A 23,733-nucleotide genomic window follows, 5' to 3' on the forward strand; every position below is an offset into this window, starting at 1 on the left:
GCGGCCGTCCGCATGGCCGCCGCGACCCAAGGCCCGCGTAACACTCCGTCACAGGCCCGCCGGCTCGGAAGAACCAGTCTGTCACTCCCCCGGCCGAACGGCATCCGGGCCGCCGAGCGCCCGCGAACTGGCGCCGGCCCGGGGGTACGTCAGCCGAGCGACGGCGGCGGCGTGATCGGTTCCAGGAGCCGTCCCGGCCTGTTGAGCGCCTCGGAGACGGCGTCGTCGTCGGAGTCCGCCCGGTTCGCATCCGGGTCCGTTCTCCAGCACGGTCTCCGGGACCGGCACGGCCGCGCCGCACTCCGACCGGCGCCTGCGCCTGGACGTCACCGGCCAGGACACCGTCGACCGGGCCGTGCGCCAGGCCCCGGCGAGGTCGACGTACTGGTCAGCAACGCGGGCACCACCGTCCGGGCACCGCCGTCCGGGCACCGCCGGAGAGCGTCCCGCTCCCGGAGGCCGAGCGGCTCCTCCCGCTCAACACCCTGGGCGCGCTGCGCGTGACACGGGCCGTGCTCCCGGCGATGCGGCAGCAGGCAGCGGGGAGCGGGCCGCCTGGTCGTCGTCTCCGGCATCCAGGGACGTCTGGTGCTCCCGCTGACAGGCCCCTGCAACGCCGGCGAGTGGGCGCTGCAGGCCCTCGCCGAGACGCTCGCCGCCGAGACGGGCCGGTTCGGCGTCAGGGTGAGCATCGTCCAGCCCGGCGTGGTCTCCTCGGGCGGCGCCGAACGCGCCAAGGTGTTCCTGCGCCAAGGTGTTCCTGAAGGAGAACGACCCCTGCGCCCCGCTGTACGAGGCGCTCGGCACCCTGCGCGGCGAGGCGGTCACCCCTCAGGACGGCCGCCACGGCGGCGCAGACCATCGAGCGGCCCGCTCCGCCGCCGCGCGTACCGGCGGGCCCGCCCGCCGAACGCGTCCTGCGCGCCCGCAAGGCCGCCCCCGAGGACAGGCCCTTCCTCCCGGCCGGGATCCACTGGTAGCGGGCCGGGGGCCGGGCAGTGCACCGGGACCATTACCGCATTAGCCCACCTGGCCGGGTACAACTGTGCCGATCAGCTGTCGACGCGCACTCTCGTGCTTGCATCCTGCGAGGAGGCCGATGACATGACCGACGAGACAGAGCAGGGCACACGCTCCCGACACACCGCGTCCCGGCGTCGCGTGCCGGACGTGATCACCGTCCAGGTCCAGCCTGTTCTCGCGGTACCCATTCCTGGAGGAGAGCCTGCTGATGGCCGCAGACAACGAGACAACCGCCTGTTCGTTCCGCTTCAGCGAAGCGCTCGACTTTGACCCCGAGCTCGCGGACCTGATGAGCCGCCGTTCCCCGGCACGCATCCGGCTCCCCTACGGCGACACCGATGCCTGGCTGATCACCGGCTTCGACTCCGTCAAGCAGGTGACCACCGACGCCCGGTTCAGCCGGGCGGGGATCATCGGCCACGACTACCCCCGGATGACACCGGAGCCCATCGTCTCGCCGGAATCGATCAACGTGATGGACCCGCCGCAGAGCAGCCGCGTCCGTCACCTGGCCTCGCAGGCCTTCACACAGCAGCGGGTCGACTCCATGCGGCAACGGATCAGCTGGCTCACCGACCGTCTCTTGGACGGCATGGAGAAGGAGGGACCCCCGGCCGACGTGGTCAAGCACCTCTCCGACCCGCTCCCCCAGCACGCCATCCTGGACCTCCTCGGTGTCGAACGGGAGGAATGGCCCCGGATCGGGGAGTCCGTGCACCAGCTGCTGGTCGTCGGCGCGGGCAACAAGGAGGCCGCCGCGACCGCCAAGGCCGATCTGATCGCCTACTTCGGCAAGCTCGTCGACCAGCGCCGCGACGCGCCCGGCCCCGACCTCATCAGCGCGATGGCCGAGGCGCGCGAGGACGAGGACCACCTCGACGACAAGGAACTCGCGGTCATGGCGCTCACGCTGGCGCTCAGCGGCCAGGACACGGCCACCTGCCAGATCAGCGACATCGTCTACCTGCTCCTGACCCAGCCCGAGCTGATGCAGGGCCTCACCCGCCGCCCCGAGACCCTGACGGACGTCCTGCACGAGCTGCTCCGCTGCATCCCGTTCCGCAAGGGGGTCGGGATCCCCCGCGTGGCGCTCGCGGACGTGGAACTGGACGGCGCGCTGATCAAGGCCGGCGACTTCGTGCACGTGTCGTACCTGACGGCCAACCGTGACGCGAACCGCTACGCGGCACCCCATGTCATCGACCCCGAACGCCCCAGCGCCCCGCACATGACCTTCGGCTGGGGCGGACACCGCTGCATCGCGATGCCGTTGGCCATGGCGGAACTGGAAGTGGCCATCGGCCGCCTGGTGGAGAGATTCCCCGGCCTGCGCCTCGCCGTGCCCCCGGAGGAGCTGCGCTGGGACACGGAGACGATCAGGCGATTCCCGCTGGAACTGCCGGTGATCTGGTAGGAACCGCCGCGCCGGGCCCGGCCCCCTCCCGGCCCGGCGCCCCGGCGTCGGGCCCGGCCGCCAGGCCCGGTCGGAGGACTCACGCGCGTGGGCCGGGTCGCGAGGTGCGGCCCGCTCGGCACCGCAGGAACATGGGACACAGGCTTGAGGGGTCCGCCGGTCCCCCACCTGGAGGCAACCATGGGCAAGGTTCTCGGTGACGTGCTGGGGCTTGCGGCCGGCGTCGCGGTCAGCCCGCTCCCGATCATCGCCGTCATCCTCGTACTCGCCACGCCCCGGGGACGTCTGAACGGAGTTCTCTTCACCGTCGGCTGGATCCTCGGGCTGGCGGCACTGGGCGCGGTCATGCTGGCGATCGCCTCCCCCGCTCGGGCCTCCGCCCACAACCACCCGGCCACCTGGGTGGGCGCCCTCAAGCTCGCCATCGGCCTGTTCCTCGTCGTCTTCGGGGCCCTGCAGTGGCATCGACGGCCGAAGGATCCCTCCCAAGCCCGGCTGCCGAAGTGGATGAGCGCCATCGACCGCCTCACCCCGGTCAAGGTCTTCGCACTCGGACTGGCCCTGGCCGCGCTCAACGCCAAGAACGCCCCGCTGACCATCGCCGCGGGCGCCGCGATCGGCTCGGCCGGACTGCCGCTCGGGCAGCAGATCGCGTCGCTCGCGGTCTTCGTCGTGATCGCCACCCTCGGTCTGCTGGCCCCCCTTGGGGTCTTCCTGCTCGGGGGAGCGCGCGCCAAGGCCACGCTCGGCAACTGGAAGGACTGGGCGGCCCGGCACAACGTCGCCGTGATGGCGGTCCTGTTCTTCGTCCTCGGGCTGAAACTGCTCGGGGACGGCATCGGCGTCCTCGTCTCCTGACGGACCGCCGCCGCGGCCCGCGTTCGGCGCCCTGCGCCGCGTGCCCGGCCGACCGATGAGTTCCGGAGCCCCGTGGAGTCTGACCCCGCACAAGCCCAATCCGTGCACGAGACCTGTGAGGGGACCATGACCGTCCACGCGCTACCACCCGTCGTCGACGCCACGACCTGGGAACAGCGGCTTGAGGCACTGCGCGCCCGGGAGAAGGCCGCGACCCGCGAGCTGGACGCCATCGCCGCCGAGCGTCGCCGCCTGCCGATGGTCGAGATGCCCGACTACACCCTCGAAGGGGAGGACGGGCCCGTTCGGCTGGCGGACGTCTTCGACGGCAGGAGGCAGCTGATCGTCTACAACCACATGTGGTTCACCGGCAAGGAGTGGCAGTGCCCGGGGTGTACGGGCTTCACCTCGCAGTACACCCGCCTGGAGTTCCTGGACGCCTACGACGCGCGATTCGTCGTCGTCACCCAGGGCCCGATCAAGGAGGCACTCGCCTACCGGCAGCGGGTCGGCAACCGGATGGCGTGGTACTCGACCGCGAACAGCCCGTTCGGATCGGACGTCGGCGCACCGCCCGACGGTGGATTCGCGGTCAACGTGTTCCTGCGCGACAACGACACCGTCTACCGCACGTGGCACACCGACGGCCGCGGGACCGAACAGCTCAGCCACAGCTTCGCGCTGATCGACCTGCTGCCGTACGGACGCCAGGAGGAATGGCAGGACTCACCCGAGGGCTGGCCCCAGTCCCCCACCTACAGCCGGTGGTCGTCGTCCCAGAACATCGCCGCGCTCTACGGCCCGTCTTCCGGTTGACCGCACCCGACGGCCCACGGCGCCTCCAGGAGCGTCGCCCGCCTCAGTGCGCGTGTCCTCCGGAGGCGGCCGCGGCGTTCTTGACCGTCAGCGGCAGCAGCTTCTTGCCGGTCGGGCCGACCTGGATCTGGGTGTCCATCGCCGGGCAGACCCCGCAGTCGAAGCACGGGGTCCAGCGGCAGTCCTCGACCTCCGTCTCGTCGAGGGCGTCCTGCCAGTCCTCCCAGAGCCAGTCCTTGTCGAGGCCGGAGTCGAGGTGGTCCCAGGGCAGGACCTCCTCGTAGGTGCGCTCGCGGGTGGTGTACCAGTCGACGTCCACGCCGAGGGCGGGCAGGGTCTTGTCGGCGCAGGTCATCCAGCGGTCGTAGGAGAAGTGCTCGCGCCAGCCGTCGAAGCGGCCGCCGTCCTCGTAGACCGCGCGGATCACGGCGCCGATGCGGCGGTCGCCGCGGGAGAGCAGGCCCTCGACGATGCCGGGCTTGCCGTCGTGGTAGCGGAAGCCGATCGAGCGGCCGTACTTCTTGTCGCCGCGGATCTTGTCGCGCAGCTTCTCCAGGCGCGCGTCCGTCTCCTCGGCGCTCAGCTGCGGGGCCCACTGGAAGGGGGTGTGCGGCTTGGGGACGAAGCCGCCGATCGAGACGGTGCAGCGGATGTCGCCCTGGCCGGAGACCTCGCGGCCCTTCTGGATGACGTTCATCGCCATGTCGGCGATCTGGAGGACGTCCTCGTCGGTCTCGGTGGGCAGGCCGCACATGAAGTAGAGCTTCACCTGGCGCCAGCCGTTGCCGTAGGCGGTGGCGACCGTGCGGATCAGGTCGTCCTCCGAGACCATCTTGTTGATGACCTTGCGCATGCGCTCGGAGCCGCCCTCGGGGGCGAAGGTGAGACCGGAGCGGCGGCCGTTGCGCGTGAGCTCGTTGGCCAGGTCGACGTTGAAGGCGTCGACGCGGGTGGAGGGCAGGGAGAGGCCGATCTTGTCCTCGGTGTAGCGGTCGGCGAGGCCCTTGGCGATGTCGCCGATCTCCGAGTGGTCCGCCGAGGAGAGGGAGAGCAGGCCGACCTCCTCGAAGCCGGTGGCCTTGAGGCCCTTGTCGACCATCTCGCCGATGCCGGTGATGGAGCGCTCGCGCACCGGGCGGGTGATCATGCCGGCCTGGCAGAAGCGGCAGCCGCGGGTGCAGCCGCGGAAGATCTCGACGGACATCCGCTCGTGGACGGTCTCGGCGAGCGGGACCAGGGGCTGCTTGGGGTAGGGCCACTCGTCCAGGTCCATGACGGTGTGCTTGGAGACCCGCCACGGGACGCCCGACCTGTTGGGGACCACGCGGGCGATCCGGCCGTCGGCGAGGTACTCCACGTCGTAGAAGGCCGGGATGTAGACGGAGCCCGTCTTCGCCAGGCGGAAGAGGACCTCCTCGCGGCCGCCGGGGCGGCCTTCCGCCTTCCACTCACGGATGATCTTCGTCATGTCGAGGACGGCCTGCTCGCCGTCGCCGATGATCGCCGCGTCGATGAAGTCGGCGATGGGTTCCGGGTTGAAGGCCGCGTGGCCGCCGGCCAGGACGATCGGGTCCTCCAGGCCGCGGTCCTTCGACTCCAGGGGGATGCCCGCCAGGTCCAGGGCGGTGAGCATGTTGGTGTAGCCCAGCTCCGTGGAGAAGGACAGGCCGAACACGTCGAAGGCCCGCACCGGGCGGTGGCTGTCCACCGTGAACTGCGGGACGCGGTGCTCGCGCATCAGCGCTTCCAGGTCCGGCCACACGCTGTAGGTGCGCTCGGCGAGGACGCCCTGCTGCTCGTTGAGCACCTCGTAGAGGATCATGACGCCCTGGTTGGGCAGACCGACCTCGTACGCGTCGGGGTACATGAGCGCCCAGCGGACGTCGCACTCCTCCCACGGCTTGACCGTGGAGTTGAGCTCTCCGCCTACGTACTGGATCGGCTTCTGCACATGCGGGAGCAGAGCTTCGAGCTGCGGGAACACAGACTCGGCGACCTGGGCGGCGGCTTCGGCAGGCATCTCGCGGACCTTTGTGAGCTGACTGGGACACCCCCGGCCGGAGGCTGGGGGAGGGTGGTCATCCAGCGTAGCGCGCCCGGCGGTGTCCCCCGTACGCGCGTTCAGACGGGCGCATCCTCCTTGATCTCCTGCCAGGCGCCGGGCGTCCTCGCCTCCACCGCAGCGGCCCGCCGCTCCTCGCGGCCGTACAGCAGGCCGTAGGTGAACGCGCTCTCCCCGGCCGCGTGCGCCACCGCGGACAGTTCGCGCAGGGTTTGGCGGGCCATCACGCTGTCCTGGTGTTCGCCGAGCAGGGACTGGAGCGACTTCATGGACTTGACCAGGGATTTCGCGGGGCCGCCGAGGGCGGGACGGGCTGCTTCGGCGGCGTAGCGGGTGCGTTTGGCCTTCTTGCGGGCGTCGTGCAGGCCGAGGTCGCGGTCGTGGCCCGGGGGCTCGGCCATGGCGGTCTCGAGCAGGTCGGCCACCTTCGCGAAGTCCTTGCGCACGGCCTTGGCGAGGACCTTCGCCGGGTTCCCGGCGGCCGCCTCGCGCAGCGGCGGGTCGGCGGCCAGGGCGTCCAGGGTGTCGAGCAGGGCGAGGTAGCGGTGGGAGTTCAGCACGCCGAGGAGCCGGCCCCGGGAGCCGCGCTCACCGGCCTCGGCCCAGGCCCGCAGGCGGTCGTGGACCGGGCCGGAGACGAGGCGGCCGGGGACCTCGTCCAGGGCCGTCATCAGGCGTTCGGCCAGGACCTCCTGGTCACGGCCCACGCCCAGTTCCCCGGCCAGCCACTTCAGCTCGTCGGCGACCGGGTCGGTGACCTGGCGGTCGAGGACCTTGCCGAAGGTGCGGAAGGTGCTGCGCAGCCGGCGGGTGGCCACCCGCATGTCGTGGACGCCTTCCTCGGTGTCCAGGCGCACGGCGGGGTCGAGCTCGACGATCGCGTCCCGCTGGGCGCGGACGTAGGCCAGGACGTGGTCGCCGGCCGTGACGGGTCTGCCGGAGCCGGACTTGGGCGGGTGCGGTTTGCCGCCCTTGGTCTCGGACAGGGCCCGGTCCAGTTTCGAGGCGGACTTCGACGGTCGTACGCCCGCCTTGCCCAATCGTTTCTCCACCTTGTCGAGGAAGGCCGGGTCGCCACCGTCGGCCAGTTCCACCTCGATCTCGGTCCACTGGGCCTTGCCCGCGCCGCCGAAGAGCCGCTCGGCCCGGACACGGTCGACGCTCACCTCGGCGAGCAGGGCGCCGTCCGCGTCGACGAGGTGACGGATGTCGCGGGTGGTGCGCAGGCGGATCACCGGGACCAGCTGGCCCTCGCGGACCCGGGAGCGGGCCAGGCCGGCGAGTTCGTCGGGGAGAGCGTCGGAGAGCGGGGCGTGGATCTCGTCGCGGATGCCGGGGGCGACCGGGAGTTTGAGGTGCCAGCCGGCGTCGGTGCCTCCGGTGCGGTGGCGCAGGGTGACCCTGGCCGAGGCCAGGCGCAGGTCGGAGGTGTCGTGGTAGGTGGCGTCGAGTTCGGCGGTGCCCTTGTCCACGACGTTCGCCACGCCGGCGACGCCGGTCAGGTCGGGCAGTCCGCTCTCGTCGGATTCGTACTTGCGCTCGATCTCACGCTTCGTATCCGCCATGAACCGAATCTAATGGCCCCGGCGCCGCGGGGACAGCGGGCGCAATGGGCGAATCAGAGGTGGCACAAAAACGAGGGTGAGGTGAACAAGCGGCAAACGGCCCGTTTGCCGGATACGACGTGTTCAGCTCACCCTCGTGACGTCTCGCCCTCCCGACGTCCCGGTCAGGCCGACATCGGGCGCTGCACCCTGATCGACTGCAGCAGTCCCACCGCCACCCACACCGCGAACATCGACGAGCCGCCGTACGACACGAACGGCAGCGGCAGGCCGGTGACCGGCATGATGCCGAGGGTCATACCGATGTTCTCGAACGCCTGGAACGCGAACCAGGCCACGATGCCCGCCGCCACGACCGTGCCGTACAGCTCGGTCGTCTCGCGGGCGATCCGGCAGGCGCGCCACAGGACGACGCCCAGGAGCACGATGATCAGGCCCGCGCCGGCGAAGCCCAGCTCCTCCCCCGCCACCGTGAAGACGAAGTCGGTCTGCTGCTCGGGGACGAACTGGCCGGTGGTCTGCGAGCCGTGGAAGAGGCCCGCGCCGGTCAGCCCGCCGGATCCGATGGCGATCCGGGCCTGGTTGGTGTTGTAGCCGACGCCCGCGGGGTCGAGGTCGGGATTGGCGAAGGCCGCGAAGCGGTTGATCTGGTACTCGTCCAGGATGTGCAGCTGCCAGACCGCGATCGCGCCCAGCAGGCCGGTCGCCAGCAGGCCGAAGATCCAGCGGTTGGAGGCGCCGGAGGAGAGCAGCACGGCCAGGATGATGATCACCATGACCATGACCGAGCCGAGGTCGGGCATCAGCAGCACGATCAGGATCGGAACCGAGGCCAGGCCCAGCGACTGCAGGACCGTGCGGTGGTCCGGGTACTTCTTGTCGCCGGCGTCGACCCGGGCCGCCAGTATCATCGCCATCCCCAGGATGATCGTGATCTTGACGAACTCGGACGGCTGGAGCGAGAAGCCCCCGCCGAGCACGATCCAGGAGTGCGCGCCGTTGACGGTGGAGCCCAGCGGGGTGAGCACGGCCAGGATGCCGAGCAGCGACAGGCCGTACAGGATCGGCACCGCGTTGCGCAGCTGGCGGTGGCCGATCCAGACCGTGCCGATCATCAGGGCGAGTCCGATGCCGGTGTTCATCAGGTGCCGGAGCAGGAAGTAGTACTGGTCGCCCTGGTTGATCTCGGTGCGGTTGCGGGTCGCCGAGAACACCAGCAGCGAGCCCAGCAGCGACAGCGCCAGGGCCGCCGCCAGCATCGGCCAGTCCAGGCGGCGGGCCAGCGAGTCCCGGGCGAAGACCCGGGTCCAGCCGCCCCGCGCGGGACCGTATCCGGAGACGGAGAAGCTGTTGGCACCGGTCATGCCGGGACCCTCCCGCCACACACGTGCGTCACGTCAGCATCCTCCGGCTTCCCCTCTTGCGCGCCCGCCTTCGGGTGTCACGGTTGCCCGCCGACGGCGAGGACGTGGTGGCCGGGGTCTGCTGGCCGCCGTCCTGCTTGTCGCCCTTCTGGGTCGCCTGGAAGTCCTTCACCGGGTCCTTGGAGACCTTCGGCGAGTCGATGGTGCCATCCGTGCGGACCTTGGGCAGGCCCTGCTGCGGGGTGTAGAGCAGCGCCTTGTTCTTGTCGATGGAGCCGTCGGCACCGACGCCGTACAGCGCGCTGTAGATGTTGCGGACCGCCTCACCGGAGGCACCGGAACCGGTACCGGCCTGGGCGATGGTCATGATGACCGTGTAGTCCTTGCTGTAGGTGGCCAGCCACGACGTGGTCTGCTTGCCGTAGACCTCGGCCGTACCGGTCTTGCCGTGCAGGGCGATCTTGTCCTGCGGCCAGCCGCCGAACTTCCAGGCGGCGGTACCGCGGGTGATGACGCCGGCGAAGGCGTCGTCCATGCCCCTGAGGGTGGCCTGGCTGACGGGCAGCTTGCGCACCGCCTTGGGCTTGATCTCCTGAACGGTCTTGCCGTCGGCGCTGATGACGGCCTTGCCGATGGTCGGCTGGTACTCGGTGCCGCCGTTGGCGACCGCACCGTAGATCATCGCCTCCTGGATCGGGGTGACGAGGGTGTCGCCCTGGCCGATGGAGTAGTTGATCTCGTCGCCCTCACGCATCTTGTTGCCTTCGAGGCAGTTCTCGTACTCGATCTTCTCGACGTAGGAGCCGTCCTTCTTGCCGGACTTGCACCAGGCGTCCTTGTTGGCCTTCCAGTAGTCGAGCTTCCACTGGCGGTCGGGGACCCGGCCGGTGACCTCGTTGGGGAGGTCCACGCCGGTCTCCTTGCCGAGGCCGAACTGGTGGGCGGTCTTGAAGAACCAGTCCTTGGGCTCGCCCTTCTTCGGGTTGATGCCGCCGTCCTTCTTCCACTCGCGGTCGGCGAGGCCGTAGAAGACGGTGTCGCAGGACACCTCAAGGGCGCGGCCGAGGGAGATCGGGCCGAAGTTCTCGCCCTCGAAGTTCTTGAAGACCTGGCCGCCCACCGAGTACGAACTCGTGCAGGGGTAGCCGCCGTCCCACACGTAGCCGGCCTGGACCGCGGCGGCCGTGGAGACCACCTTGAACGTCGAACCGGGCGCCGCCTGACCCTGTATGGCCCTGTTGAGCAACGGGTAGTCGGAGTTCTTGCCGGTGAGGGCCTTGTAGTCCTTGGCGGAGATGCCGCCGACCCAGACGTTCGGGTCGTAGGTCGGCGCGGAGGCCATCGCGACGATCCGGCCGGTCTTGGCCTCCATCACGACGACGGCGCCGGAGTCGGCCTTGTAGTTCTGGCTTGTGATCTTGTCGTACTGCTGGCGGGCGACCTTCATCGCCTTGTCCAGCTCGTACTCGGCGACCCGCTGGACCCGGGAGTCGATGCTGGTGACCAGGTTGGCTCCGGGCTGGGCGGCGTCGGACTTGGCCTTGCCGATGACCCGGCCGAGGTTGTCCACCTCGTAGCGGGTGACGCCGGCCTTGCCGCGCAGTTCCTTGTCGTACTCGCGCTCCAGGCCGGAGCGGCCGACCATGTCCGAACGCAGGTAGGGCGAGCTGGTGTTCTGCGCCTGCTGGATCTCGTCGTCGGTGACCGGCGAGAGGTAGCCGAGGACCTGGGAGGTGTTGGCCTTGCCGGGGGCCGGGTAGCGGCGCACGGCCTCGGGCTCCGCGGTGATGCCGGGGAAGTCCTCGGCCCGCTCACGGATCTGCAGGGCCTGCTTGGCGGTGGCCTCGTCGGTGATCGGGATCGGCTGGTAGGGGGAGCCGTTCCAGCAGGGCTGCGGGGTCTTGGCGTCGCAGAGGCGGACCTTCTGCATGACGTCGGTGGGGTTCATCCCGAGGACGCCGGCGAGCTTGGTGAGGACCGCCTTGCCGTCGTCCGCCTGCTTGAGCAGGTCGGTACGGGAGGCGGAGACCACCAGCCGGGTCTCGTTGTCCGCGATGGGGACTCCGCGCGCGTCCAGGATCGAACCGCGTACGGCGGGCTCCACGACCTGCTGGACGTGGTTGCCGGAAGCCTCCTTCTGGTACTCGGCGCCCTCACGGATCTGCAGGTACCACAGGCGGCCGCCGAGGGTGCCGAGCAGGGAGAGGACCAGGATCTGGATGACGACGAGACGGATCTGGACCCGTGGGGTCCGACCGGTCTCGGGAATGTTGGTCACTGGGTTGCCTCCCCCTCTCCGTGGCGTACGTCTGTGTCATATACGACGAAGCTGTGGGCGGCGCCGCCGGGTCGCCGGGTGAACTCCCCTGCCCTCACAGACGCTTGACCCCCTTGATGCGGCCGACGCGGACGTTGCGGGTGCGGGCCCTTGCCCTCAGGGAGCCGAGACCGCTGCGCTGGCCGCCGATGCGCAGGCCGGTGCCGGAGGAGAGCCAGCCGGAGGAGATGTCACCGGCTCTGCCGCCGGAGTTGGCCTCCGCCAGCGGGTCGCTGTCGGCACGGCGGGCCAGCCACATGATGCCGGGGACCACGAACGGGGCGAGCAGCAGGTCGTAGAGGGCGGCGGTGACCAGCAGGCTGGTCATGCCGACGTGCCGGGCGGCGGTGTCGCCGACCAGGGCACCGACACCCGCGTACAGCAGGGTGGAGCCGATGGCGGCGGCAACCACGACGAGCATCGGCCCGGTCGCGGACTTCAGCCGGCCGTTCTCCGGCTTGATCAGGCCCGCGCAGTACCCGACGACGCAGAGCACCAGGGCGTAGCGGCCGGCCGCGTGGTCGGCGGGCGGGGCGAGGTCGGCGAGGAGTCCGGCGCCGAAGCCGACGAGGGCGCCGCCCACATGGCCGTACACCATGGCCAGGCCGAGGACGGTGAGCAGCAGCAGGTCGGGGACGGCGCCCGGCAGGTGGAGGCGGGCGAGGACGCTCACCTGGATCACCAGGGCGACGACGACCAGGGCGGAGGAGAGCAGGATGCGGTTGACACGCATGAAGGGATTCAGCTCCTACCGCTGCTGGTCGTTGGTGTCGGTCTCGTCGGTACCCGAGTTCGTGCCGGTGCCCGAGTTCGTGCCGGTGTCCGTACCCGAGCCGGTGCCCGAGTCCGATCCCGTGTCCGCGCTCGCGGACGGGGTGACCGTGACGGTCACCGTCGGGATGGGCGTCGGCTTCGGCTTCGCCGGGAGCACCTCGTCGCGCGGGTCCTTCTTCGGTGCCTCGACGACCACGCCGACGATGTCGAGCTTGGTGAAGGACACGAACGGCGTGACGTAAAGGGTGCGGGTGAGGCCGCCGTGGGACGGGTCGACGCTGGAGACGGTGCCGACCGGGACGCCGGGCACGAAGGGCCGGTCCGCCTCGGAGCCGAAGGTGACGAGCCGGTCGCCCTTCTTCACCTCGGCCTTGCCGTTGAGGAGCTCGACACGCAGCGGGCGGTCGCCCTGTCCGGAGGCGAAGCCGAGCTCGTCGCTGCCCTCCATGCGGGTGCCGACGGTGAAGTCCGGATCGTTGGCGAGCAGCACGGTGGCCGCGTCCGGGCCGACCGTGGTCACGCGGCCGACCAGGCCGCTGCCGTTCAGCACGGTCATGTCGCGTTTGATGCCGTCGTTGGCGCCGACGTCGATGGTGATGGTCCAGGAGAAGCCCTGCGCCGACCCTATGGCGATGACCTGCGCGCCCTTGATGCCGTACTGGCCCTCTCCGGCCATCTTCAGCATCTTGTCGAGCTGGTTGAGGCGGCTGCGGTTGCGGTCGTCGCTGCCGAGCTTCGCCTTGAGGGTCGCGTTCTGCTTCTCCAGCCAGGCCAGCCGGTCGTGCCGTTCGTCGGAGTCGCGGACGGCGGAGACGGCGTTGCCCACCGGGTCCACCACCGTCGACATGCCGTTCTCGATCGGGCCGAAGGCCGCGGCCGCGGCCTGCCGGGCGCCGTCGACCGGGGAGTTCCTGCCGCCTCGGATGTCCACCGTGATCAACGCGAACGCGATGGCGATCAGCAGCACCAGGAGCAGCCGGCTCTCTTTCGTGTCCCTCACGTGCGGCGGCCGTGCCTTCCTCAATAGGAACTTGACAAGAACTTGCGGGAGCTTGTTTTTGTGAGTCGGGGGGCGGAGCTCGTGCGGGCGAGCCTATGCCTCCATATCAACGATCCGCCGCACGAGAGGGGATCATCTCGTACGGCGGAATCGAAGAGTTACGTCATCTGCGCGGCTGGGCGTCCAGGACCTGCTGGAGCGCCTCGAATTCCTCGACGCACTTGCCGGATCCCAGCGCCACGCTGTCCAGCGGGTCCTCGGCGATGTGGATCGGCATGCCGGTCTCACGGCGCAGCCGCTCGTCCAGACCGCGCAGCAGCGCTCCGCCTCCGGTCAGCACGATTCCCCTGTCCATGATGTCGCCGGAGAGCTCCGGCGGGCACTTGTCCAGCGTCGTCTTGACGGCGTCCACGATCGCGTTGACGGGTTCCTCGATCGCCTTGCGGACCTCGGCGGCCGAGATGACCACGGTCTTCGGCAGCCCGGACACCAGGTCCCGGCCGCGGATCTCGGTGTGCTCGTCGGAGTCCAGGTCGTACGCCGAACCGATCGTGATCTTGATCTGCTCGGCCGTCCGCTCACCGAGGAGGAGGCTGTACTCCTTCTTGATGTGCTGGATGATCGCGTTGTCCAGCTCGTCGCCGGCGACGCGGATCGACTGGGCGGTGACGATGCCGCCGAGCGAGATGACCGCGACCTCCGTGGTGCCGCCGCCGATGTCCACCACCATGTTGCCCGTGGCCTCGTGGACCGGCAGGCCGGAACCGATGGCGGCGGCCATGGGCTCCTCGATGATGTGCACCTGGCGGGCACCGGCCTGCGACGACGCCTCGATCACCGCGCGGCGCTCGACACCGGTGATACCGGAGGGCACGCACACGACGACCCGCGGCCGCGCCAGGTAGCGCCGCTTGTGGATCTTCAGGATGAAGTAGCGGAGCATCCGCTCGGTGATCTCGAAGTCGGCGATCACGCCGTCCTTCAGCGGCCGTACGGCGACGATGTTGCCGGGCGTGCGCCCGATCATCTTCTTCGCTTCCGCGCCGACTGCCAGAATTCCACCGGTGTTCGTATTGATCGCGACGACGGACGGCTCGTTGAGTACGATCCCGCGACCCCTGACGTACACCAGCGTGTTGGCGGTCCCGAGGTCGACAGCCATGTCACGGCCGATGAACGACATTGAGTTCCCCATCAGGATTCGTCTGGCCTTCCCGGGAGCTTTTGAGGGCATTTCAGGTCGGCGAAGTGGCTGCTGTGACGTGAAGGCTTACATCGTAGACGCGCCTGCACGAACACTGCGCGAGGGTCTTCGCCATTGTCATCACGTACAGGGCCGACTCGCTTGTGGAGACGGTCCGACGGGGGCACTCGTTCCCCCGATCGGCACGCATATGCCGAAGGACGGCCGAAATCATTCGACCGTCCCAGGCCGGACGGCGCACTGGACTGACGGCCCGTCAGAAAATTCTACGGAAACTCTACGGTGCCCCGCCCGAGGGAGTCGGGCCCGGCCCGGGAAGTCGGGCCCGGCCCTGGAAGTCGGGCCCGGCCCGTGGAGTCAGGCGCGGCCCGGGAAGAAGATCTTGATCTCGCGTTCCGCTGACTCCTCGGAGTCGGACGCGTGGATCAGGTTCTCGCGGACGACGACACCGAAGTCGCCGCGGATGGAGCCCGGCGCGGCGGCGATCGGGTCGGTGGGGCCGGCCAGCGCGCGGATGCCCTCGATGACCCGCTCGCCCTCGACGATCAGGGCGACGACCGGGCCGGAGGCCATGAACTCGACCAGCGGCTCGTAGAACGGCTTGCCGACATGTTCGGCGTAGTGCTGCTCCAGCGTCGCCCGCTCCAGGGAGCGCAGCTCCAGCGCGGTGATCCGCCAGTCGGCCTTGCGCTCGATACGGCCGATGATCTCGCCGGTCAGGCCGCGCCGGACGGCGTCGGGCTTGAGCAGGACGAGGGTGCGCTGAGTCACGTGAGGGCTCCTTCGCGGTACTTACGTGTGCGGTGAGGAGAGGCTACAGGGCTGGTCCGGGCGCCCGTCACGCAGTGTCAGCTCCCGGGGCCGAGGGCCGGGGCGCCGGGTCCGCCTGTGCCGCGAAGCGCGCCTTCGCCGCGTCGATCTTCCGGCCGTAGTGCACCGACGCCCACCACAGGGCCGCGAAGACCGCGCCCATGAAGTACATCGTCGGCACGAAGACGCCGGAGGCGATCAGCGCGATCTGCAGGGCCCAGCCGAAGGCGATGCCGCCGGGCCGGGTGACCACACCGCACAGGACCACGCAGAGGACCATCGCGATGCCGCTGACCAGCCACACCGTGGCCGTGGACAGGTCGGGGTCCTTCATGGCGACCAGCGCGGCGAAGCCGATGACGAAGAACTCGCCGATCAGGGTGGAGGAGCAGAGTGTCCGCATGGTCAGGCCCTCCCCAGCAGCAGGCGGGCCTCGCCGACCGTGATGACCGAGCCGGCGACCAGCACCCCCGCGCCCGCGAACTCGCCCTCCTCCTCGGCCAGCGTGATCGCGGCCTCCAGGGCGTCCGGCAGCCGCGGCTCGACCTGGACGCGGTCCTCGCCGAACACCTCGACGGCGACCGTGGCCAGTTCGTCCGCGTCCATCGCGCGGGGGCTGGAGTTCTGGGTCACGACGACCTCGGCGAAGATCGGCTCGAAGGCCTCCAGGAGGCCCCGGACGTCCTTGTCGCCGCTGGCCCCGACCACGCCGATCAGCCGGCTGAAGTCGAAGGCCTCGCCGACCGCCTCGGCGGTGGCGCGGGCACCGGCCGGGTTGTGCGCGGCGTCCAGCACGACGGTGGGAGAGCTCCGTACGACTTCGAGCCGGCCCGGCGAGGTGACCGCGGCGAACGCCTTGCGGACCGTGTCCACGGCGAGGGGCTCGGGGCGCTGCGAGCCGACCCCGAAGAACGCCTCCACGGCGGCCAGCGCGACGGCCGCGTTGTGAGCCTGGTAGGCGCCGTGCAGGGGGAGGTAGACCTGGTCGTACTCGCCGCCGAGGCCGCGCAGGGTGAGCACCTGGCCGCCGACGGCGACCTGGCGGGCGACCACCCCGAACTCCAGGCCCTCCCGGGCCACCGTGGCGTCCACCTCGACGGCCCTCTTCAGCAGCACCTGGGCCGCGTCCACCGGCTGCTGGGCGAGGATCACGGTGGCGTCCTGCTTGATGATCCCGGCCTTCTCGCCCGCGATCTCGGCGGTGGTCCCGCCGAGCCGGTCGGTGTGGTCGAGGTCGATGGGGGTGACGACGGCGACGTCCCCGTCGATGACGTTCGTGGCGTCCCAGGAGCCGCCCATGCCGACCTCGACGACGGCGACGTCGACGGGGGCGTCCGCGAACGCCGCGTACGCCATGCCGGTGAGCACCTCGAAGAAGGAGAGCCGGTACTCCTGCCGGGAGTCGACCAGTTCGACGTAGGGCTTGATGTCGTCGTACGTCTCGATGAAGCGCTCGGCGGAGATCGGGGCGCCGTCGAGGCTGATGCGCTCGGTGATCGACTGCACGTGGGGGCTGGTGTAGCGGCCGGTGCGCAGGTCGAAGGCGCCCAGCAGGGCCTCGACCATCCGGGCGGTGGAGGTCTTGCCGTTGGTGCCGGTGATGTGGATCGAAGGGTACGCACGCTGGGGGTCGCCCAGGACGTCCATGAGGGCGGCGATCCGGGTGACCGACGGCTCCAGCTTGGTCTCGCCCCAGCGGGTCGCGAGCTCCGTCTCCACCTCGCGCAGGGCCCGGTCGACCTCGGGGTCCTCGGGGCGGGCCGGAACATCGGCCTGCGGCGTGCCGCCCTGGGTACGCAGGGTCCGGCTGCCGGCCTCGATCACCGCGAGGTCGGGGTCGCGGTCGGTCTCGGCCGCGACGATGCCCTCGAAGGCGTCTTCGAGGTTCTCGGCGTTCTCGTCGGGCTCGGCGTGCTCGTCGAAGCTGTCATGGGGGTCGCGCGGCGGCAGATCACTCACGGCACCAGTCTACGGAGCCCGGCACCCGCCCGGCGGCCCAGGAGGGCTATGCGGGCTGGGCGGCACCGGCGGCGGGCAGGGCCTGCTCGCACCAGATGGTCTTGCCCGCGGACGTCTGCCGGGTGCCCCAGCGCTGGGTGAGCTGGGCGACCAGCAGCAGGCCTCGGCCGCCCTCGTCGAAGACGCGGGCCCGCCGCAGGTGGGGGGCGGTGCTGCTGCCGTCGGAGACCTCGCAGATCAGCATCGTGGTGTCCCGGATGAGCCGCAGCTGGATCGGGGAGCCGCCGTAGCGGATGGCGTTGGTGACCAGCTCGCTGACCACCAGTTCGGTGGTGAACGACAGGTCGTCCAGCTGCCAGGCGCCGAGCTGGCCGGTGGTCAGGGCGCGGGCCCGGGCGACGTGCTCGGGGTCCGCGGGGACCTCCCAGGTGGCCACCCGGTCGGAGGGCAGGGTGTGGGTGCGGGCCAGCAGCAGTGTGACGTCGTCGGCGGGTTCGCCGGTGCGCAGCGTGGCCACCACGTGGTCGCAGGTCGCCTCCAGGGACGCACCCGGGGCCGCCAGGGCGCGGCGGAGCCGGTCGAGGCCCTGGCTCAGGTCGAGGTTGCGGGAGTGCACCAGGCCGTTGCTGAACAGCGCGAGGGTGGTGCCCTGGGCGAGGTCCAGTTCGGTGGTCTCGAACGGCAGTCCGCCGAGCCCGAGCGGCGGTCCGGCCTGGCCGGGGGCCTTCTCCACGGCGCCCTGCGGGGTGATCACGAAGGGCAGCGGATGGCCCGCGCTGGCCAGGGAGCAACGCCGCGAGATCGGGTCGTAGACGGCGTACAGGCAGGTCGAGCCGACCTCTCCGGCCGGTTCCATCGCGCCGTCGTCGAGATGCAGGACGAGGTCGTCCAGGTGGGTGAGGAGTTCCTCGGGCGGCAGGTCGACGTCGGCGAGGGTGCGGACCGCCGTGCGCAGCCGGCCCATGGTGGCCGAGGCCTGGATGCCGTGGCCGACGACGTCTCCGACGACCAGGGCCACCCGGGTGCCCGACAGCGGGATCACGTCGAGCCAGTCGCCGCCGACTCCGGCCCGGGTGCCGGTGGGGAGGTAGCGGTAGGCGACCTCGACGGTCGGGCGCTCGGGCAGGCCGTGCGGGAGCAGGCTGTGCTGGAGGGTCAGCGCGGTCTCGCGCTCCCGGGTGTAGCGCCGCGCGTTGTCGATGGCGGCCGCGGTCTTCGCGGCGAGTTCCTCGGCGTCGGAGAGGTCGTCCTCCTCGAACGGCGGGGAGTTCCGGGTCCGCCAGAAGGCGATCACACCCATCGGGACGCCCTGTGCCGACAGCGGCGCGGTGATCAGCGAGCCCATGCCGTAGGCGAGCAGCCGGTCCGCGCACCGGGTGTCGGTGGCCCACGTGGCGGGGGCGGCGCTCAGGTCGGAGTGGAGGGCCGCGCCGGTGCCGGGGGCGGCCCGGCCGGGTGCGGCCGGCGCGCCGACGGGGTCCAGCGGCGGATCGTCGCGAATACCGCCCCGGGCGACCCTGCGCAGGACCGAGCCGTCGGCGTCCTCCGGCTCGGCACCGGCCAGGACGGCCGCCGCCAGGTCGACGGTGACGTGGTCGGCGAAGCGGGGGACGGCGACCCGGACGAGTTCGTCGGCGGTCCGCCGCACGTCGAGGGTGTTGCCCACGGCCGTTCCGGCGTCGTAGAGCAGTCTGAGCCTGCGGTGGCTCTTCTCCAGGGAGGCGGCCATGGTGTTGAACGCCGTCTCCAGCTGCCCGATCTCCCGTCTGCCGGAGGGCGGCACCCGCGCGCTCAGGTCCCCGGCGGCCAGCCGGGTCGCGGTGCCGGCCATCCTGCGCACCGGCCAGACGATCATCCGGGTCACGTAGGCGCCGTAGCCGACGATCAGCACGACCGCCCCGGCGACACCTGCGGACGCCCCGATGGCCAGCCGGTCCATCCGGTCTTCGAGGGCGTGTTCCTGCTGGTCGATGCCGACGCGCTCGCCGCCCAGGTAGTCCCTGAGCCGGCTGCGCAGTTCCTCGACCCGTTGTCTGCCCTCCCGCGTGCGTGCCGTGCTGCTCGCGGAGGGATCGCCGCGTCTGACCGCATCCACGAGCGGCACCGAGTAGTCGTCGATGAAGGACTGCCCGGACTGCCGGATCTGCTGGGCGAGCCGCCGCTGGCCGGTGGTGGAGCTGACGTCCACGAGCCGCTGCGCCTGCACGGGGAACTCGGCCCGTGCCGCCCGCCACGGCTTGAGGAACTCGTCCTGCCCGGTGATGACGTAGCCCAGCTGCCCGCCCTCCATGTCGAGCACGACCTTCTGCACCGCCCCGGCCTGGTCCAGTGCCGGGCGGTCGGCGCGGGCGACCCCCAGGGAGCCGCGGGCGTCCTGGAGGGCCCACACCAGCATCAGGAAGACGATGCCGATGAAAACGGCGAGCAGGGCGCCCGTGACAGCCGTCAGGGCAACCAGTCCCCCTTGCGGAGGTGTCTTCGTTCGGCCCCTGCGCAGCATGCGGGCGTTCCCTCCGCCACATCGCGTCACAACGGGACATCAAGGCTATGTCCCTACATTTGGATTGTAGGGCGATGGCCGGTCGGCGCTTGGTGGCGGCGGAAAACGCGCAGGCGTCCGGCGGCCCGGAGCACGGGCTGCCGGACGCCTGCGGGGTCCTGGTGGGGGTCAGGCCTGCGGAAGGCGCTCCAGCTGGGCCTGGATACGGGCGATGTCCTCGTCCGCCTTGGCCAGCCGGCCGCGGATCTTGTCCACCACGTTGTCCGGGGCCTTCGCGAGGAACGCCTCGTTGCCCAGCTTGGCCGTCGCCTGGGCCTTCTCCTTCTCGGCGGCCGCGAGGTCCTTGGCCAGACGCTTGCGCTCCGCCGCCACGTCGATGGTGCCGGAGAGGTCGAGGGCGACCGTGGCACCGGCGACCGGGAGGGTGGCGGTGGCCGCGAAGGCGTCGCCCTCCGGCTGGAGGCGGAGCAGCTGGCGGATGGCCGCCTCGTGCGGGGCGAGTGCCGTGCCGTCGAGGGTGAGGCGGGCCGGGACCCGCTGGCCGGGCTGCAGGCCCTGGTCGGCGCGGAAGCGGCGGACCTCGGTGATGACCGACTGGAGGCTCTCGATCTCCTTCTCCGCCGCCTCGTCGCGGAAGCCGCTGTCGGACGGCCACTGCGCGACGACGACCGACTCGCCGCCCGTGAGGGTGGTCCACAGGGTGTCCGTGACGAAGGGGACCACCGGGTGGAGCAGCTTCAGGGTGACGTCGAGGACCTCGCCCAGGACCCGCTGGGAGACCTCGGCGCTCCGGCCGCCCGCCTGGAACGTCGTCTTCGACAGCTCGACGTACCAGTCGAAGACCTCGTCCCACGCGAAGTGGTAGAGGGCGTCGGAGAGCTTCGCGAACTGGAAGTCGTCGTAGAACGCGTCGACTTCGGCGACCGTCTTGTTGAGGCGGGACAGGATCCAGCGGTCCGTCGCCGACATCTCGGACGGGTCCGGCAGCGGGCCCTGGACCGTGGCGCCGTTCATCAGGGCGAACCGGGTCGCGTTCCAGATCTTGTTGGCGAAGTTGCGGGAGGCCTGGACCCAGTCCTCGCCGATCGGGACGTCGGTGCCGGGGTTGGCGCCGCGGGCCAGGGTGAAGCGGACGGCGTCGGAGCCGTACTTGTCCATCCAGTCCAGCGGGTCGACGACGTTGCCGAACGACTTCGACATCTTCTTGCCGCGTTCGTCACGGACCAGGCCGGTCAGCGCGATGGTACGGAAGGGAACCTCGCCGTCCATCGCGTACAGGCCGAACATCATCATCCGGGCGACCCAGAAGAAGATGATGTCGTGGCCGGTGAGCAGGACGTCGGTCGAGTAGAACTTCCGCAGGTCCGCGGTCTGTTCGGGCCAGCCGAGGGTGGAGAAGGGCCACAGGCCGGAGGAGAACCAGGTGTCCAGGACGTCGGTGTCCTGCTTCCAGCCCTCCGCCTCGGTGCCGGGCGGCTGCTCGTCGGGGCCGACGCAGACGACCTCGCCGTCCGGGCCGTACCAGACCGGGATCCGGTGGCCCCACCACAGCTGGCGCGAGATGCACCAGTCGTGCATGTTGTCGACCCAGTCGAAGTACCGCTTCGACATGTCCTCGGGGTGGATCCTGACCCGGCCGTCGCGGACCGCGTCGCCGGCGGCCTTGGCCAGCGGGCCGACCTTGACCCACCACTGCATGGACAGCCGCGGCTCGATGGTCGTGCCGCAGCGCGAGCAGTGGCCGACGCTGTGGACGTAGGGCCGCTTCTCGGCGACGATCCGGCCCTGCGAACGCAGCGCCGCGACGATCGCGGACCGCGCCTCGAAGCGGTCCAGGCCCGCGAAGGGCCCGTGGACGGTGATGACGGCCCGCTCGTCCATCACGGTGATGGACTCGAGGCCGTGCCGCTGGCCGATCGCGAAGTCGTTCGGGTCGTGGGCCGGGGTGACCTTGACGGCACCCGTGCCGAACTCCGGGTCGACGTGCGTGTCGGCGACGACGGGGATCGTACGGTCCGTCAGCGGGAGCTTGATGCGCTTGCCGACCAGGTGCTTGTACCGCTCGTCGTCGGGGTGGACGGCGACCGCGGTGTCGCCGAGCATCGTCTCCGCGCGGGTGGTGGCGACGACCAGCGTCTCCTCCCCCTCGCCGTACGTGATGGAGACCAGCTCGCCGTCGTCCTCCTGGTACTCCACCTCGATGTCCGAGATGGCCGTCAGACAGCGCGGGCACCAGTTGATGATGCGCTCGGCGCGGTAGATCAGCTCGTCCTCGTAGAGCTTCTTGAAGATGGTCTGGACGGCCTTGGACAGGCCCTCGTCCATGGTGAAGCGCTCACGGTCCCAGTCGACGCCGTCGCCGAGCCGGCGCATCTGGCCGAGGATCTTGCCGCCGTACTCTTCCTTCCACTGCCAGACCCGCTCGACGAACTCCTCGCGGCCGAGGTCCTGGCGGGACTTGCCCTCCTCGGCGAGCTGCTGCTCGACCTTGTTCTGGGTGGCGATACCGGCGTGGTCCATGCCGGGCAGCCACAGCGACTCGAAGCCCTGCATGCGCTTGCGGCGGGTCAGCGCGTCCATCAGCGTGTGCTGGAAGGCGTGGCCCAGGTGCAGGGAGCCGGTGACGTTGGGCGGCGGGATGACGATGGTGTACGCGGGCTTGTCGCTCTTGGCGTCGGCCGCGAAGTAACCGCGCTCCACCCAGCGCTCGTACAGCGGCCCCTCTACGTCGGCCGGCGCGTACTGGGTCGGCAGTTCGGTGCTGGGCGCTGTGGGCTGCTGCTGAGCATTCTCGGTCACGGCGCTCAGTTTAGAGGTGTCTCAGGGCTGTCCCGAAACGCGTTTGTTCTGTAACGGTGCGCACCCCCGTGCCGTGCGTCCCCGGCGGCTGAGCCAGGATGTCAGGAACACATAAGCATCTGGAGGGGAACCCAGAGATGAGTCACAACCAGCCGGGCCCGTACGGGGGGCCGCCGCAGCAGCCGGGACCCTACGGACAGCAGCCGGGTCCGTACGGCCAGCAGCAGCCGCCCCAGCCCGGCTACGGCTACCCCCAGCAGCCCCCGGGGCAGCCGCCGCAGCCGGGCTACGGCTATCCGCCCCAGGGCGCCCCCGTCCCGCCGCAGCAGAACCCGTACGGCCAGCAGCAGCCGCCCTACGGCCAGCCTCCGTACGGCCAGCAGCCCTACGGCGTTCCGCAGCCACCGGCTCCGGGCGCCGGGAAGAAGCGGACGGGCCTGATCATCGGGGCGGTCGCGGTGGTGGCGGCGATCGCGGTGGGCGCGTACTTCGCACTCGGCAGCAGCGGCGGCAGCGCCGGCTCGGTCGCCGACGACGGGCCGCACAAGCTGACGGCGCCGGCGGTGGTCATCGACGGCGCCTACAAGAAGCAGGGCAACTCCGAATCGGGCAAGCTGACCTCGTCCGACGTCAAGGACGCCGAGGGGTGGGGCATCCACGACCCCAAGGACGTGAGCGCGAGCTACGTGCAGGGCTCGGGTCTCACGGCCAAGTCCCTGACGTTCAGCGGGGTGTACGGCACCATCGACGATCCCGGGAAGACCGTCGACGCGATGTTCGCCGAGACCAAGGCGGAGAGCGCGAAGAGCGACTCGGAGGGCAAGCTCGTGGGCGAGCCCCGGACGTTCAAGCCCGCCGGCTTCGAGGGCATCATGAAGTGCCAGGAGATCGAGTCCAAGGACAGCTCCACCGGCAAGTCCACGACGATGCCGTTCTGCGTGTGGGGCGACCACAGCACGGTGGCCTACGTGTTCGCCTACGATCTGGCCGCCATCGCCACCGGGAAGAGCGGCTCGATGGACGACACCGCCTCCCTCACCGCCAAGCTCCGCGACGACGTCCGCGTCAAGGCCTGACGGTCCCCTGAGACACCGAGGAGGGGCGCCCGCGAAGCTCGCGGGGGCGCCCGCCCGCGATGGGCGGGGGGGGGGGGGCGGGATGTTGTCTACCCCCCCCCCCCCCCGCCCGGCGGGGGGGTGGGGGGCGGGCGCGGGGGGGGGGGTGGGCCGGTTTTTTGCCCAGAACAACCACCTGCCCCCCACCGGGTA

17 protein-coding genes are annotated in these 23,733 nt (G+C 70.6%); 5 read left to right on the forward strand and 12 right to left on the reverse strand.

The genetic code is table 11. The annotated features are described in order from the left end of the window. Nucleotides 1–588: 588 nt before the first annotated feature. The 4 genes from ACFXI4_RS37580 (at nt 589) to ACFXI4_RS37595 (ending at nt 4,111) form a co-directional block, all read left to right on the forward strand. Complete coding sequence (locus ACFXI4_RS37580; protein ID WP_384999975.1) at nt 589–1,293, forward strand: hypothetical protein; 705 nt, start codon at nt 589–591, stop codon at nt 1,291–1,293. Next, complete coding sequence (locus tag ACFXI4_RS37585) at nt 1,232–2,437, forward strand: cytochrome P450 (protein WP_384999978.1); 1,206 nt, start codon at nt 1,232–1,234, stop codon at nt 2,435–2,437. The genes ACFXI4_RS37580 and ACFXI4_RS37585 overlap by 62 nt, the downstream gene beginning before the upstream one ends. A gap of 180 nt (nt 2,438–2,617) precedes the next feature. After that, complete coding sequence (locus ACFXI4_RS37590; protein WP_384999981.1) at nt 2,618–3,295, forward strand: GAP family protein; 678 nt, start codon at nt 2,618–2,620, stop codon at nt 3,293–3,295. Between the two features lie 126 nt (nt 3,296–3,421). Continuing rightward, nucleotides 3,422–4,111, forward strand: coding sequence for a DUF899 domain-containing protein (locus tag ACFXI4_RS37595; RefSeq protein ID WP_384999984.1), 690 nt, complete (start codon nt 3,422–3,424; stop codon nt 4,109–4,111). A 43-nt stretch (nt 4,112–4,154) separates the two neighbouring features. On the opposite strand, the gene ACFXI4_RS37600 is transcribed toward ACFXI4_RS37595, so the two are convergent. The 12 genes from ACFXI4_RS37600 to ACFXI4_RS37655 form a co-directional block, all read right to left on the reverse strand. After that, nucleotides 4,155–6,131, reverse strand: a complete 1,977-nt coding sequence (locus ACFXI4_RS37600) for a TIGR03960 family B12-binding radical SAM protein (protein WP_384999987.1) — start codon at nt 6,129–6,131, stop codon at nt 4,155–4,157. Between the two features lie 101 nt (nt 6,132–6,232). Next, nucleotides 6,233–7,738: a CHAD domain-containing protein gene (locus ACFXI4_RS37605; protein ID WP_384999990.1), complete on the reverse strand. Its 1,506-nt coding sequence runs from the start codon at nt 7,736–7,738 to the stop codon at nt 6,233–6,235. 164 nt (nt 7,739–7,902) lie between these two features. Beyond that, nucleotides 7,903–9,102, reverse strand: a complete 1,200-nt coding sequence (gene rodA, locus ACFXI4_RS37610; RefSeq protein WP_362718448.1) for a rod shape-determining protein RodA — start codon at nt 9,100–9,102, stop codon at nt 7,903–7,905. Nucleotides 9,103–9,130: 28 nt separating this feature from the next. Then, complete coding sequence (gene mrdA, locus ACFXI4_RS37615) at nt 9,131–11,380, reverse strand: penicillin-binding protein 2 (protein ID WP_384999993.1); 2,250 nt, start codon at nt 11,378–11,380, stop codon at nt 9,131–9,133. Nucleotides 11,381–11,474: 94 nt separating this feature from the next. Then, nucleotides 11,475–12,152, reverse strand: a complete 678-nt coding sequence (mreD, locus tag ACFXI4_RS37620) for a rod shape-determining protein MreD (RefSeq protein ID WP_384999996.1) — start codon at nt 12,150–12,152, stop codon at nt 11,475–11,477. Nucleotides 12,153–12,167: 15 nt separating this feature from the next. Further along, on the reverse strand, nt 12,168–13,193 hold the full coding sequence (mreC, locus tag ACFXI4_RS37625; RefSeq protein ID WP_384999999.1) for a rod shape-determining protein MreC: 1,026 nt from the start codon (nt 13,191–13,193) through the stop codon (nt 12,168–12,170). A 163-nt stretch (nt 13,194–13,356) separates the two neighbouring features. Beyond that, the gene (locus ACFXI4_RS37630; RefSeq protein ID WP_004001297.1) at nt 13,357–14,376 is read right to left on the reverse strand and encodes a rod shape-determining protein; all 1,020 of its coding nucleotides are present in this window, start codon (nt 14,374–14,376) and stop codon (nt 13,357–13,359) included. A gap of 378 nt (nt 14,377–14,754) precedes the next feature. Then, on the reverse strand, nt 14,755–15,168 hold the full coding sequence (gene ndk / locus ACFXI4_RS37635; protein ID WP_385000002.1) for a nucleoside-diphosphate kinase: 414 nt from the start codon (nt 15,166–15,168) through the stop codon (nt 14,755–14,757). Nucleotides 15,169–15,235: 67 nt separating this feature from the next. Continuing rightward, nucleotides 15,236–15,610 (reverse strand): DUF4233 domain-containing protein, encoded by a 375-nt coding sequence (locus ACFXI4_RS37640; protein WP_385000005.1) that lies wholly within the window; start codon nt 15,608–15,610, stop codon nt 15,236–15,238. Nucleotides 15,611–15,612: 2 nt separating this feature from the next. After that, nucleotides 15,613–17,166 carry a bifunctional folylpolyglutamate synthase/dihydrofolate synthase gene (locus ACFXI4_RS37645; RefSeq protein ID WP_385000007.1) on the reverse strand — a complete coding sequence of 518 codons (1,554 nt, stop codon included), beginning with the start codon at nt 17,164–17,166 and terminating at the stop codon, nt 15,613–15,615. Between the two features lie 46 nt (nt 17,167–17,212). After that, nucleotides 17,213–19,666 carry a SpoIIE family protein phosphatase gene (locus tag ACFXI4_RS37650; RefSeq protein WP_385000010.1) on the reverse strand — a complete coding sequence of 818 codons (2,454 nt, stop codon included), beginning with the start codon at nt 19,664–19,666 and terminating at the stop codon, nt 17,213–17,215. Nucleotides 19,667–19,834: 168 nt separating this feature from the next. Next, nucleotides 19,835–22,465, reverse strand: a complete 2,631-nt coding sequence (locus tag ACFXI4_RS37655; RefSeq protein ID WP_385000013.1) for a valine--tRNA ligase — start codon at nt 22,463–22,465, stop codon at nt 19,835–19,837. A 137-nt stretch (nt 22,466–22,602) separates the two neighbouring features. Between ACFXI4_RS37655 and ACFXI4_RS37660 the strand changes: the two genes are divergently transcribed. Next, complete coding sequence (locus ACFXI4_RS37660; RefSeq protein ID WP_385000016.1) at nt 22,603–23,541, forward strand: hypothetical protein; 939 nt, start codon at nt 22,603–22,605, stop codon at nt 23,539–23,541. The last annotated feature ends 192 nt before the right edge of the window (nt 23,542–23,733 follow it).

The organism is Streptomyces sp. NPDC059224 (assembly GCF_042754285.1).
In the GTDB taxonomy this organism is placed as follows: domain Bacteria; phylum Actinomycetota; class Actinomycetes; order Streptomycetales; family Streptomycetaceae; genus Streptomyces.